This is a genomic window from Streptomyces sp. NPDC025806 (genome assembly GCF_055558275.1).
The window spans coordinates 244,614-257,374 of record NZ_JBVHMU010000003.1 but is presented as its reverse complement, the minus strand read 5'-3'; the positions used below and the strand labels follow the sequence as shown (position 1 = coordinate 257,374).

Annotated in this window: 10 protein-coding genes; 2 read left to right on the top strand and 8 right to left on the bottom strand. The window is 71.2% G+C overall.

Going from position 1 to position 12,761, the window contains the following annotated elements; genetic code table 11:
* Positions 1-213: 213 nt before the first annotated feature.
* Positions 214-1,437 carry a CapA family protein gene (locus ACZ4E1_RS08235; protein ID WP_467536996.1) on the bottom strand — a complete coding sequence of 408 codons (1,224 nt, stop codon included), beginning with the start codon at positions 1,435-1,437 and terminating at the stop codon, positions 214-216.
* 20 nt (positions 1,438-1,457) lie between these two features.
* Between ACZ4E1_RS08235 and ACZ4E1_RS08230 the strand changes: the two genes are divergently transcribed.
* Both ACZ4E1_RS08230 and ACZ4E1_RS08225 read left to right on the top strand, forming a co-directional pair.
* Entirely contained in the window at positions 1,458-2,438 is a 981-nt protein-coding gene (locus ACZ4E1_RS08230) for a hypothetical protein (RefSeq protein ID WP_467536995.1), read from the top strand.
* Positions 2,435-2,803, top strand: a complete 369-nt coding sequence (locus ACZ4E1_RS08225; RefSeq protein WP_467536994.1) for a PIN domain-containing protein — start codon at positions 2,435-2,437, stop codon at positions 2,801-2,803. Before ACZ4E1_RS08230 ends, ACZ4E1_RS08225 begins: the two co-directional genes overlap by 4 nt.
* Here the strand turns inward: ACZ4E1_RS08225 and ACZ4E1_RS08220 are convergent.
* From ACZ4E1_RS08220 to ACZ4E1_RS08190, 7 genes are all read right to left on the bottom strand, one after another.
* Positions 2,780-3,910 (bottom strand): PLL family lectin, encoded by a 1,131-nt coding sequence (locus ACZ4E1_RS08220; RefSeq protein WP_467536993.1) that lies wholly within the window; start codon positions 3,908-3,910, stop codon positions 2,780-2,782. The genes ACZ4E1_RS08225 and ACZ4E1_RS08220 overlap by 24 nt on opposite strands.
* A 92-nt stretch (positions 3,911-4,002) precedes the next feature.
* Positions 4,003-5,511 carry an amino acid permease gene (locus ACZ4E1_RS08215; RefSeq protein ID WP_467536992.1) on the bottom strand — a complete coding sequence of 503 codons (1,509 nt, stop codon included), beginning with the start codon at positions 5,509-5,511 and terminating at the stop codon, positions 4,003-4,005.
* A gap of 147 nt (positions 5,512-5,658) precedes the next feature.
* Positions 5,659-7,581 carry a 1-deoxy-D-xylulose-5-phosphate synthase gene (gene dxs / locus ACZ4E1_RS08210; protein ID WP_467536991.1) on the bottom strand — a complete coding sequence of 641 codons (1,923 nt, stop codon included), beginning with the start codon at positions 7,579-7,581 and terminating at the stop codon, positions 5,659-5,661.
* A 183-nt stretch (positions 7,582-7,764) separates the two neighbouring features.
* Positions 7,765-9,066: a sugar ABC transporter permease gene (locus tag ACZ4E1_RS08205; RefSeq protein ID WP_467536990.1), complete on the bottom strand. Its 1,302-nt coding sequence runs from the start codon at positions 9,064-9,066 to the stop codon at positions 7,765-7,767.
* Positions 9,063-9,854 carry an ATP-binding cassette domain-containing protein gene (locus ACZ4E1_RS08200; protein ID WP_467536989.1) on the bottom strand — a complete coding sequence of 264 codons (792 nt, stop codon included), beginning with the start codon at positions 9,852-9,854 and terminating at the stop codon, positions 9,063-9,065. Before ACZ4E1_RS08200 ends, ACZ4E1_RS08205 begins: the two co-directional genes overlap by 4 nt.
* Positions 9,855-10,004: 150 nt before the next feature.
* Positions 10,005-11,129 carry a substrate-binding domain-containing protein gene (locus ACZ4E1_RS08195; RefSeq protein ID WP_467536988.1) on the bottom strand — a complete coding sequence of 375 codons (1,125 nt, stop codon included), beginning with the start codon at positions 11,127-11,129 and terminating at the stop codon, positions 10,005-10,007.
* A 121-nt stretch (positions 11,130-11,250) separates the two neighbouring features.
* The gene (locus ACZ4E1_RS08190; protein ID WP_467536987.1) at positions 11,251-12,450 is read right to left on the bottom strand and encodes an ROK family transcriptional regulator; all 1,200 of its coding nucleotides are present in this window, start codon (positions 12,448-12,450) and stop codon (positions 11,251-11,253) included.
* Between the last annotated feature and the right edge of the window lie 311 nt (positions 12,451-12,761).

The following is a 12,761-nucleotide window of genomic DNA, read 5'->3' as shown; positions in this document are numbered from 1 at the left end:
GGGAACTGACGGAAAGCAGGACGGACCCCGCGTGCGCACGGGAGCGCGGGCACGCGCGGAACGATCCGGAGGTCCGACCTCCGGAACCGGAGGTTCGACTTCCAGAGCCGGGCAAGGGTTGTACAAGAAGTAGGTAGACGTGAGCCAAGTCACGCAGAAGCGGACGTTTGGCGATCAGAACCGGTCACGACCGGGGCCGGGAGGGCCCCGTGCTCACTCCGGCAGGCTCTCCAGCGGAGCCAGGCCGTCCTTGGCCGCCCCGCGGTTCATCATCGTGCCCTCGGTGCGCTCGAAGGCGAGGCGGTAGCGGGCGCGCTGCTGCGCCGTCAGCTCGCGGTCGTCGCGCAGGGCGGCGGCCACGTCGATCAGCCGGTGGTCCGCGACGGCCCCCTCCGGCAGCTTGCCCGCCTCGTCCGGGTCCGGCGGGATCTCGGTGAACGTCGGCACGTACCTGGCCCGGACGTCCCAGTCCTCGCCGTCGCGGGTGAACTCGAACCAGCCGATGACCCCTTCCTCGGTCAGGCCGGTGGGCACGTCGTGCCGGGCGATCTCGTTGCCGAGCCCGTAGGCGATCCAGGTGCCGTCGACCTTCTCCATCGGCTGGACGACGTGCGCGTGGTGGCCGATGACGAGGTCGATCCCGGTCCGCTCGGCGATCTGGCGGCCGAGCCGGAGCTGGGAGCGGCTGGGGTTCGGCTGGTTCTCACGGCCCCAGTGGATGGAGAGGATCACGACGTCGGCCCCGGCCGCGCGGGCCCGCTTCTCCGCGGCGGCGATCCGGTCCAGGTCGATCTGGTTGGCCAGCCAGGGCTTGTCCTTGGGGATCTCGTTCCCGTTGAAGCCGAACGCGTAGGCGATCTGGGCGACCTTCACGCCCTTGACGTCCATGATCAGCGGCTTGGCGGCCTCGGCGGCGCTGCGCGCGGAGCCGGTGTGCTTCAGGCCCGCCGCGTCCAGCACGTTCAGGGTGTTCACGACGCCGGCGGCGCCGTGGTCCAGCGTGTGGTTCGAGGCGGTGGAGCAGGTGTCGTAGCCGATGTCCTTGATCGTCGTGGCGATCTGCGGCGGCACCCGGAAGGCGGGGAAGCTCTCGAAGGGGCCCTCCGGCCTGCCCGCGACCGGCTCGAAGTGACAGATCGCCAGGTCGGCCCTGCTGATGACGGGCTGGACACCGGCCATCATCGGGCCGAAGTCGAGCCCCTTCTCCCCCTTGCCCGTCACGATCGCGTCCTTGCGGGCCTGCTCGGTGAGCTGGGGGTGGATGAGGATGTCACCGGCGGCGGCGACGGTGAAGGTCGGCTTGCCGCCCGCAGCGGCCTCGTCGTCGTCCGAACCGAACGGCCCGCAGGCCGCGGTGCCCGCGAGGAGGACGGTGAGAGCGGCGCCGGGTATGCCGAAGCGGCGGCGACGGGAGGCGGAGCGAGGACGTCTGATCACCGAGCTATCTTTATACAACTATGACGGCCAACCGGACGAATACGGTAACAATTGCAATAATCCTCGGCCTTGCCGTCGCCGCGGGCGCCCTGCTCACCGCCTGCGCCGGTGGCCGGGGCGACGCCGGGGACACCGCGGACGCCCACACCGGCGCCCGCACGGGGACCGATCTGCTGACCCGGGTGACGGACTGGACGGCGCGCTTCGGCCCGGACACGGGGTACCGCCCGCCCACCCGGCGCGACCGGACCGCGCTCGCGCACGCCGTCGGCCTGCTGCTCGACGGACGGCGTGAGCAGGCCGAAAAGGCCTTGTCCGACGAGGACTTCACGCTCCGCACGGTCGTCGACACCGCGCGGGGGAAGCGGTACACGGAGATCGCCGACCGCTCCGACGAGGGGCCCGCGCCGCGCGGCTGGGGCCGGCTGTACGTCGCGGACGACGGCACACCGACGAACCGCCGCTGGACGGTGCAGGTCCCGCACCCGGTCGCCGACCGCGGCACGGAGCGGGTCGGCGTCGGGGTCCTGCGCGGTACGCCGGGCGGCATCCTGCTGATTGCAGGCGCGCATCGCAAAGCCGGTGCCGCGGACGCGGCGGACGTCGCGCACCGCCGGGACACCGTCTTCGACGCGATCGTCGACGAGCTGGCGGGCCGTTCGCTCCCCGCGGTGCAGGTGCACGGGTTCGCCGACTCCTCCGCCCCGGGCGAGGACGTGATCGCCTCGACGGGCAGCGGCTCGGTCGCCCGCCCGGAGGGCCGCCGGCTCGCGGACGCGCTGCGGCACGAGGGCTTCGCCGTCTGCCGGGCCTGGGCGCGCTCCTGCCCCCTTGAAGGCCGGACCAATGTGCAGGGCCGCGCGGCGTCGGCGGACGGGGTGCCGTTCCTGCACGTCGAGCTGAGCAACCGGATCCGCACGGACGAGGGGCTCACCGCCCGCGCCGTCACCGCGCTCGGCCGGGTCGCCGGACTGTGGCGCGCAGGGGACGGCCTGTCATGACGACGCTGGTGGTGGACGGTGCGAACGTGGTCGGGTCCGTCCCCGACGGGTGGTGGCGCGACCGCAAGGGCGCCGCGGTCCGGCTCCGCGACCGCCTGGTGGACTACGCGGCCGAGCATCCGGGAACCGACGTGATCCTGGTCGTCGAGGGCGCCGCGCGCGGGGTCGAGTCCGTGCCCGGGGTGCGGGTGGAGTCGGCGCCGGGCAGCGGGGACGACCACATCGTGGAACTCGTGGAACGGCTCGGCGGGCCCTGCACCGTGGTCACCGCCGACCGCGAACTGCGCTCCCGGGTGGAGGTGCTGGGTGCGCGGACCGTGGGGCCACGCACCGTGCGGCCCTCAGAGCCGCCGCCAGTGGGGTGACAGGGTGAGGCCCGGCCCGTCCGGGTCCTGGCGGGTCAGGCGCGGCGCCCCGTCGGCGCCGCGGATCGCGACGACGACGCGGCCGAGGGCGTCGAGCACCAGGGCCGGGTCCCCGGTGCAGGCCACCCCCGTGTCGGACCACCACATGCCGTGCTCCTCGGCCTCGGTGGCGCAGACGCCGAGCAGCAGCGTGCCGGCCGCCCCGCGCTGGGCGAGGACCGTGCAGTCCTGGCCGTCGACGCGGGCGCGCAGGGCCGCGAGGGCGCCGTCGCCGGGCGAGCCGCCGAGCGGTACGGCGGGCCCGCCGCGCCGCTGGGCCACGACCGACGCGGAGTCCGGGTCGGTCCAGTAGTACGTGAGGCGCCCGGGGCCCGTCTCCAGGGCCGTGCCGGACCCGGCCAGCGCCCCGCACGCGTGCGGGGCGTCCACAGGGCTCAGGGTGCCGTCCGGAACGTCCTGGACCCAGTGGCGTACGCCCCCTTCGGAGGGCACGGCGACCTCCACGTGCCCGTCCGACGTGGCCGCGGGGACCGGGCCGTCGCCGAGCCGGGAGCCGCGCAGGTCCTCCCAGCGCCCCCACCTGCCGTCCTTCTGCTCCCGGCGCAGCTGCAGCCCGCGCCCCGCGTTGCGCAGGAAGACGAAGACGGTGCCCCGGGTGTCGACGGCGGCGGTGGGCACGCCGGCCTTCCGGCCGTTCTCCGCGGTGCGGTACGGATTGCCGAGCGAGCGCCACTCGGTGACGGGGCGTCCGGACTGGTACTGGATGGCGTGCACGATCTCGACGCCGGGGTCGTCGGCGCGCGGGCGCCGGGCGAAGAGGTGCACGATCCCGTCGGCGCCCTGCGCGATCACGTGGTCGGTCAGGTGCTCGGCCGGGAAGAAGTCGGGGCCGGTCCATTCAGGGCCGCCGGGCCGCCGCTCGGTCCAGCGCAGCAACCCGTCGTCGGAGGGCGCGTGGAGGGTGAGCCGGCCGTCCTTGCCCCGGGTGAGCCAGCGGCCACGGGCCGTCCCCGAGAGCGGGTGCCCTATCGCGTCCTTGGCATCTCCGGCGGGTGCGCCGTCGACGGCGCGGGCTAGGCCCGCGGAGTCCGTCCCCCTCCTCCGCATGGCTGGGTTCACCTTCCCGTTCCCGCCGCGTCGACTGCACGGCATCCCCGCTCGACGCGCACATCATAGGCACGCGTCGAACGCTTCTGCGATCAGCGCTTGCCGGGGTTCAGGCGGCTGTTGCGGCGTCCGTAGAGGAAGTAGACGACCATGCCGATGACCATCCACACGCCGAAGCGGAGCCAGGTCTCGCCCGGCAGGTTCAGCATCAGCCACAGGGACGCGGCGATGGAGATGATCGGCAGGACCGGGACCCACGGGGTGCGGAAGGCGCGGGGCAGGTCGGGGCGGGTGCGGCGCATGACCATCACGCCGACCGCGACGACGACGAAGGCGAAGAGGGTGCCGATGTTCACCAGCGTCGCCAGTTCGTTGATGCTGGTGAAGCCGGCCACGATCGCGATGATCACGCCGAGCAGGATGGTCGGCCGGTACGGGGTGCGGAACTTCGGGTGGGTCTTGGAGAAGAAGCGGGGCAGCAGTCCGTCGCGGCTCATCGCGAAGAAGACGCGGGTCTGGCCGAGCAGCAGGATCAGACAGACCGTCGTGAGGCCGATGGCGGCGCCGAAACTGATCACGCCCGCGTAGAAGGGATGCCCGGCGGCCTTGAACGCGTCGGCGAGCGGGGCGCTGACGGACAGTTTCGTGTAGTGCTCCATGCCGGTGACGACGAGGGCGACGGCCACGTACAGGACGGTGCAGATGAGGAGCGAGCCGAGGATGCCACGAGGCATGTCGCGCTGGGGCAGCTTGGTCTCCTCGGCCGCGGTGGCCACGACGTCGAAGCCGATGAAGGCGAAGAAGACGATGGACGCGGCGGTGAAGATGCCCATGACGCCGAAGTTGGTGGGCGCGTAGCCGAACATCAGCTGGACCAGGGGGGAGGTCTCCCAGGAGCCGCCGGTCTCCGGGGTGACGGCCTTGGGGATGAACGGCTTGTAGTTGTCGCCGACGATGAAGAACAGGCCGGCGACGATCACGATCATCACGACGGTGACCTTGATGGCGACGACCAGGCCGGTGATCCGCGCGGACAGCTTCATGCCGAGGACCAGGACCGCCGTCAGGACCAGCACCAGGAGGAAGGACAGGATGTCGAAGGTGCCGCCCGGCACGTCCGGCCCTTCCAGCGACGCCGGTAGGTGCCAGCCGATGTTGTCCATCAGGGACCGCACGTAGCCGGACCAGCCGACGGCGACCACCGCCGTGCCGAGCGCGAACTCCAGGACCAGGTCCCAGCCGATGATCCAGGCGGGCAGCTCGCCGATGGAGGCGTAGGCGAAGGTGTACGCCGATCCGGCGACCGGCACGGTGGACGCGAACTCGGCGTAGCACAGCGCCGCGAGCGCGCAGACGATGCCGGCGGCGACGAAGGCCAGCGCGGTCGCGGGTCCCGCGTTCTCCTTGGCGACCTTGCCGGTGAGCACGAAGATGCCGGTGCCGATGATGACGCCGACGCCGAAGACGGTCAGGTCCCAGGCGGAGAGGGACTTCTTGAGCGCGTGCTCGGGTTCCTCGGTGTCGCGGATCGACTGCTCGACCGTCTTGGTCCGGAACAGGGACCGGTTCCCGTTCCCGTTCGACTGCTGGTCGACGCTCATCGGCGTACCTCCGTACCCATGGCCGTACGCCCATGATTGGGGCAGTCGGCGGCGGGCGCGCGTCGAGACCGGGTCCTTTCACACGATCGGGCCGGTCGTGACCTCCTGTGGAGGTCCGGCCGGCCCGGGGGCGTGCGCGGGTGCGGGTCAGTCGCGGGCGGGCTCCACGGCGGGGGCCGTCTCGCGCTCGTAGCGGCCGTCCAGCTTCGCCACGAGGCCGGTGACCTGGCGGGCGATGTCCGGGGCGGTCAGGCCGATCTCGGCCATGATCTCCTTGCGGGAGGCGTGGTCGAGGAAGCGCGGCGGGATGCCGAAGTCGCGCAGCGGCACGTCGACGCCGGCGTCGCGCAGCGCCTGGGCGATCGCGGAGCCGACGCCGCCGACCCGCGAGTTGTCCTCGACGGTGACGACGACGCGGTGGCGCTCGGCCATCGGGGCGAGGGCCTCGTCGACCGGCTTGACCCAGCGGGGGTCGACGACGGTCGTGGTGATGCCCTGCTTGTCGAGCAGGTCGGCGATCTCCAGGCACATCGGGGCGAGCGCGCCGACGGAGACGAGCAGGACGTCGGGCCGGTCGCTGCCGGGCTCGCGCAGGACGTCCATGCCGCCGGCCTTGCCGACGGCCTCGACGGCGGGGCCGACGGCGCCCTTGGAGTAGCGCACGACGGTCGGCGCGTCCTCGACCTGGACGGCCTCGCGCAGCTGGGCGCGGACCTGGTCGGCGTCGCGCGGCGCGGCGATGCGGATGCCGGGCACGACCTGGAGGATCGACATGTCCCACATGCCGTTGTGCGAGGCACCGTCCGTTCCGGTGATGCCGGCCCGGTCCAGGACGAAGGTGACGCCGCACTTGTGCAGGGCCACGTCCATGAGGAGCTGGTCGAAGGCGCGGTTGAGGAACGTCGCGTAGACGGCGAAGACGGGGTGCAGGCCGCCCGCGGCGAGGCCGGCCGCGGAGGTGGCGGCGTGCTGCTCGGCGATGCCGACGTCGTAGACCCGCTCGGGGAACTCCTCGGCGAACTTCTTCAGGCCGACGGGCTGGAGCATCGCGGCGGTGATCGCGACGATGTCCTCGCGCTCGCGGCCGAGGCGGACCATCTCGTCGCCGAAGACGGAGGTCCAGTCGGCGCCGGACGCCTTGATCGGCAGGCCGGTGTCGGGGTGGATGGGGCCGATGCCGTGGAAGCGGTCGGCCTCGTCCTCGACGGCCGGGCGGTAGCCGCGGCCCTTCTCGGTGAGGCAGTGCACGATCACGGGGCCGCCGAAGCGCTTGGCGCGGGTCAGCGCGGACTCCAGGGCCTCGATGTCGTGGCCGTCGATCGGGCCGACGTACTTGAGGCCGAGGTCCTCGAACATGCCCTGGGGCGAGATGAAGTCCTTGAGGCCCTTCTTGGCGCCGTGCAGGGTCTCGTAGAGCGGCCGTCCGACGACGGGGGTGCGCTCCAGGATGTCCTTGCCGCGGGCCAGGAAGCGCTCGTAGCCGTTCGTGGTGCGCAGGGTGGCCAGGTGGTTGGCGAGGCCGCCGATCGTGGGGGCGTAGGAGCGCTCGTTGTCGTTGACGACGATGACGAGGGGGCGGTCCTTGGCGGCCGCGATGTTGTTGAGCGCTTCCCAGGCCATGCCGCCGGTGAGGGCGCCGTCACCGATCACGGCGACGACGTGGTCGTCGGCGCGGCGCAGCTCGTTGGCCTTGGCGAGGCCGTCGGCCCAGCCGAGGACGGTGGAGGCGTGCGAGTTCTCGATGAGGTCGTGGTCGGACTCGGCCTGCGCGGGGTAGCCGGACAGGCCGCCCTTCATCTTCAGCTTCGAGAAGTCCTGGCGGCCGGTGAGCAGCTTGTGCACGTAGGACTGGTGGCCGGTGTCCCACAGGACCTTGTCCTTGGGGGACTCGAAGACGCGGTGCAGGGCGATCGTCAGCTCGACGACGCCGAGGTTGGGGCCGAGGTGGCCGCCGGTCTTCGAAACCGCGTCCACGAGGAAGGTCCGGATCTCTCCCGCCAGCTGGTCCAGCTGCTCCAGGCTGAGCCGGTCCAGATCGCGCGGTCCCGTGATGCGGGTCAGCAGCGGCACCCGTGCCTCCTTGCAATAGAGCGGTGTGTAGCTGGCAGGCCTGTCCGAGCTTGCCGGGTCCGTCGAGTCTAATGTTCCGCCGCCGGGGGTGGCGGGCGGGCCGGGCGTTCGGGGGGTGTCCCCCGGACGCGACGGTGCCCGGCGTCCTCGTCGACGCCGGGCACGGTCTGCCAGGTCAGGCGGTCAGGCGCGACCGGCCGACTTCTGGGTCTTGCGGGTGATCGAGTCGATGACGACCGTGGCGAGAAGCACACCACCGGTGATCATGTACTGGATCGGCGTGGCGATGCCCTGGAGGGCCAGGCCGTACTGGATCGAGGTGATGACGAGGACACCGAGCAGCGCGTTCCAGGTGCGGCCGCGGCCGCCGAAGAGGCTGGTGCCGCCGATGACGGCCGCCGCGATGACGTTCATCAGGAGGTCGCCGGAGCCGGCGCTCTGGTTGGCCGCCGCGATCTTGGAGGCCCAGAAGAGGCCGCCGACCGCCGCGAACAGGCCCGCGATGGCGAAGACGGAGACCCGCACCGCCGTCACGTTGATACCGGCGCGGCGGGAGGCCTCGACGCTGCCGCCGAGCGCGAAGACCTTGCGGCCGTACGCGGTGCGGCGCAGCAGGAAGTCGCTGCCGACCAGGACGATGCCGAAGAGCAGCACCGCGAGCGGCAGGCCCTTGTACTGGTTGAAGATCACCGCGACGCCGAAGACGGCGATCGCGAGGAGCACGGTGCGCATCAGGATGTCGCTGAGCGGCCGGGACGGGATGCCCGCGAGGGCGCGGCGCCGGTTGCCCAGGTACGTCGGCACGAAGTAGGCGAGGACCGCGACGACGGCCAGGCCGTAGGCGGCGGCGACGTCGGAGAAGTAGTAGCTGGTGAGCTTGCCGACGACGCCGTCGCTGTCGATGTTGATCGTGCCGTTGGAGCCGAGGATCTGGAGCATGAAGCCGTTCCAGAACAGCAGGCCGGCCAGCGTGACGGCGAAGGCGGGGGCGCCCACGCGGGCGAAGAAGAAGCCGTGCACGGCGCCGATGACGGCGCCCGCCGCGAGGGCGGTGAGCACGGCGAGCCACTCGTTGACGCCGTGGGTGATGCTCATCACGGCCATGATCGCCGAGGAGACACCGGAGACGGAGCCGACCGACAGGTCGATCTCGCCGAGCAGCAGCACGAAGATGATGCCGACGGACATCATGCCCGTGGCGACCATGGCGACGAAGATGTTGTTGAGGTTCTCCGCGCCCAGGAACGCCGAGTTCAGGCTCTGGAAGATCGCGCAGATGACGATCAGGCCGGTGACGACCGGTATCGCGCCGAGGTCGCCGCCCTTGATCTTCCGCTTGAACTCGCTCAGGTAGCCGGCGAAGCCCTGCTCGCGCACGAGCAGGCGGGGGTCGACGGCCGCGACGGACGCGCCGGCGGCGGCCGGGGCCGCGTCCACGGTCCCCGGGGTCTTGTCGAGGCTCGGGTTGGTCTTGTCGACGCTCACTTCTGAGCCTCCCCGTTGGTGCGCGCCGCACGTCGGGTCACCGCGTTGTCCGTGGCGCCGGTGATGGCGGAGATGATCTCTTCCTGCGAGGTGCTCTTGACCTCGAAAACGCCGTTGTTGCGCCCCAGGCGCAGGACGGCGACCTTGTCGGCCACGGCCTTCACGTCGGCCATGTTGTGGCTGATCAGGATGACGGCGTGGCCGCGCTCGCGCAGCCGCTCCACGAGGTCGAGCACCTGTGCGGTCTGCTCGACGCCGAGGGCGGCGGTGGGCTCGTCCAGGATCACCAGCTTGGGCTCGCCGAGCATGGAGCGGGCGATGGCCACGACCTGGCGCTGACCGCCGGAGAGCGAGGCGATGGGGATGCGCACGCTCGGGATGCGGATCGACAGGGTCTCGAGCAGCTCGCGGGAGCGGCGCTCCATCTCGACCTCGTCGAGGACACCGCGGCGCTTGATCTCGCGGCCCAGGAACAGGTTGCCGACGACATCGATGTTGTCGCAGAGCGCGAGGTCCTGGTAGACGGTGGCGATGCCCAGACCCTGGGCGTCCTGCGGCTTGTTGACCGCGACGGCCCTGCCGTCCCACTCGATGACGCCGTCATCGATGGGGTGCACGCCTGCGATCGTCTTGACCAGGGTGGACTTTCCGGCACCGTTGTCGCCGACCAGGGCGACCACCTCACCGGCGTGGACCTCAAGCTCTACGTCGGTGAGCGCCTGGACGGCACCGAATCGCTTGGAGACCCCGCGCAACGCCAGCACGGGCGTAGCGGACACGTGAACCATCTCCTTCGCCGCCAAAGGCCTGACCCGGCGGGAGGTTGTACAGAAGTGAAGTCTGAGAGGGGGGTGTTCGTCCGGCGCCCCGCCGTGAGCTTGCGGGGCTGTCGGCGGCGGGGCGCCGGACGTTCAGGGGGCGCGTGGGCGCCGGACCGGTTAGTTCAGGCCGATCTTGTCGCAGGCGGCCTTGTACTTGGCCGTGCAGATCTCGCCGAGGGTGTAGTACCCCTCCTTGACGACCGTGTCCTTGATGTTGTCCTGGGTCAGCGAGACGACCGGGACGATGACCGACGGGATGCCCTTGTCGGTGCCGCTGTCGACCGTGCCGGCCTTCAGGGCGCTGTCGACCTTGCCGGTCTTCGCGATGGAGACGGCCATCTTGGCGACGGTCTCGGCCTCCTGCGGGTACGACTTGAAGACGCTCATGTACTGGTCGCCGGTGACGATGCGCTGCACGCCGGCGAGCTCGGCGTCCTGGCCGGTGACCGGGGGAAGCTTGCTCAGACCCGCGGCCTTGAGCGCGGTGATGATGCCGCCCGCCATGCCGTCGTTGGCCGAGTAGACGCCCTTGATCTTGTCCTTGCCGATCGCGGAGATGGCGCCTTCCATGTTGGCGTTGGCGTTCTCCGGCTTCCACTCCTTGGTGTCGTAGGACTTGGCGATGTCCACCTTGCCCTTGAGCACCGAGAGCGCGCCGTCCTTGAAGTCCTTGGCGTTCGGGTCGGTGACGGCGCCGTTCATCATGACGATCTTGCTGCTCGGCTTGGCGTCGCCGCCCATGGCCTTGAGCAGCGCCTCACCCTGCGTCTTGCCGACCTCCTTGTTGTCGAAGGAGGTGTACGCGGCGATGGGGCCCTCGGCCAGGCGGTCGTACGCGACGACGGGTATGCCCGCGTCCTTGGCCTTCTTCACGCCACTGGCGACGGCCTTGTAGTCGACCGCGTCGAGGATCAGCACGTCGACCTTCTTGGTGATCATCGTGTCGATCTGCTGCGACTGCAGGCTCGCGTCCTGCTTGGCGTTGAGGTACTCGACCTTGCCCTTGCCGTTGGTCAGATCGCTGATCTGCTTCTCGATGATCGGCTTGTCGAACTTCTCGTAGCGAGCCGTCTGGTTCTCCGGCAGCAGCAGGCCGACGGTGATGGCGTCGCCCTTCTTGCCGGCGGTCTTCTCGGTGTCGCTCTTGTCGCCCGACTCCTTCGCGCTGCCACAGGCGGCGAGGGACACGGCCATGGCGGTGGCACAGAACGCAACGGCGGCACGACGCATACGCGTGTTCACTTCAGAAACCTCCCTGACGAGGCCGCGACATTGCGGCCGAGGTAGCCGGAAGTCAACTCGGCCGCAACCCCATCGTCAAGGAGTAAATCCTTAACGAGATGGCAACGGTGTCATGCGTTCTCTAAGTGAAGGCAGGTGTGGGCGCGGACGCGGTCCCGTCCAAAAGGGTTGAATCCCCCATCTCGCTGAGGGCCAGGGCGAGCGCCCCGAGAACCTCCGCGCGACCGCCCAACGCCCCTGGCAGCACTGAGAGTTGACGCGCCGCGCTCGGGATCGCGTAGCGGCTCACCGACTCCCTTATGGGGCCGAGGACCAGCTCCCCGGCCTCCGCCAGGTCGCCGCCGAGGACGACCCGGGAGGGGTTCAGCAGATTGCACAGATTCGCGACGCCGGAGCCGATGTGACGGCCCACGTCGGCGATGACCCGACGACAGCCCGGGTCGCCGTCCCTGGCGAGCCGTACGACGCCCTCCATGGTCAGATCGGTGCCGTGGCTCGAGTGGAGCAGCTGGAGCACGTAGCGGGCCGCCGTGAAGGTCTCCAGGCAGCCGCGGTTGCCGCAGCGGCAGACCGGACCCGACTCGTCCAGCGTGATGTGCCCGATCTCGCCCGCGGTGCCGCCCGGGCCGCGGTAGATCGAGCCGTCGATCACCAGACCGGCACCGACACCGCTGGCGACCTTGATGTACGCCAGGTCCCGCACCCCGCGCCCGCTGCCCCAGACGAGCTCGCCGAGGGCGCCCAGGTTCGCGTCGTTGTCGACGTGCACGGGCACGCCCAGGCGGCGGCCCAGCTCCTCGGCGGGCTTGGTGCCGGTCCAGCCCGGCAGGATGGACGTGGAGCCGAGCGTGCCGCTCTCCACGTCGATCGGGCCCGGGACGCCGAGTCCGACGCCCGCGACCTTGGAACGGTCCACGCCCGTCGCCGCGACCAGGCGCTCGACCAGCTGCTCGGCGCGGTCGAAGCCCTGCGCGGCGCTCGCGTCGACGTCCAGCGGCTCCGCCTCCTCGGCGAGCACCTGGTGGGCCAGGTTGCCGATCGCGACGCGCAGGTGCGTGTGGCCGAAGTCGACGCCGATGACGATGCCCGCGTCGCCGCTGAGCGACACGCTGCGGGCCCTGCGCCCGCCGGCCGAGGTGGGCGTCACCTCGACCGTCCCCCCGTCCTTGAGCTCCCGGACGATGTTGGAGACGGTCGCCGCCGACAGGCCCGTCGTGCGGGCGATCTCGGCCTGTGTGAGCGATCCCGCGAGGCGCACGGCGCGCACGACCCGCTCCAGATTGGCCCGGTGCAGCGACGACTGCGACCCCGGAGTCTCCATTGACTCATCCCACCCTTTAGCCCTTTGGCGGGCGGCCCCCGTAAATGAGCCGTCCGTGGCCCGCGTCACACGGACAGTGACCGGGCCTTGTACAAGTTATGAACTCCAAGCTCCGCTGAAGGGGCCCATGGCGTCAAGCCCTTGACAGAAATCGGTTCCTCTACCGATACGCATGTAAGACAGGGGTCGGGGGGCCCCCCGGGGGGGGGGGGGGGGCGCCCCCCCCGCCGTGGGGGGGGGGGGGGGGGCCGCGGGGGGGGGCCGCCGGCGCGGCCGGCCCCCCCCCGCCCCCCCCGCCCCCGGCCGGAGCT

Bases quoted from the DNA above. Each gene is read 5' to 3' on its own strand.
- ACZ4E1_RS08230 (WP_467536995.1), top strand. From the start codon at position 1,458: ATGACGGCCAACCGGACGAATACGGTAACAATTGCAATAATCCTCGGC.
- ACZ4E1_RS08225 (WP_467536994.1), top strand. From the start codon at position 2,435: ATGACGACGCTGGTGGTGGACGGTGCGAACGTGGTCGGGTCCGTCCCC.
- ACZ4E1_RS08220 (WP_467536993.1), bottom strand. From the start codon at position 3,910: ATGCGGAGGAGGGGGACGGACTCCGCGGGCCTAGCCCGCGCCGTCGAC.
- ACZ4E1_RS08215 (WP_467536992.1), bottom strand. From the start codon at position 5,511: ATGAGCGTCGACCAGCAGTCGAACGGGAACGGGAACCGGTCCCTGTTC.
- ACZ4E1_RS08200 (WP_467536989.1), bottom strand. From the start codon at position 9,854: ATGGTTCACGTGTCCGCTACGCCCGTGCTGGCGTTGCGCGGGGTCTCC.
- ACZ4E1_RS08190 (WP_467536987.1), bottom strand. From the start codon at position 12,450: ATGGAGACTCCGGGGTCGCAGTCGTCGCTGCACCGGGCCAATCTGGAG.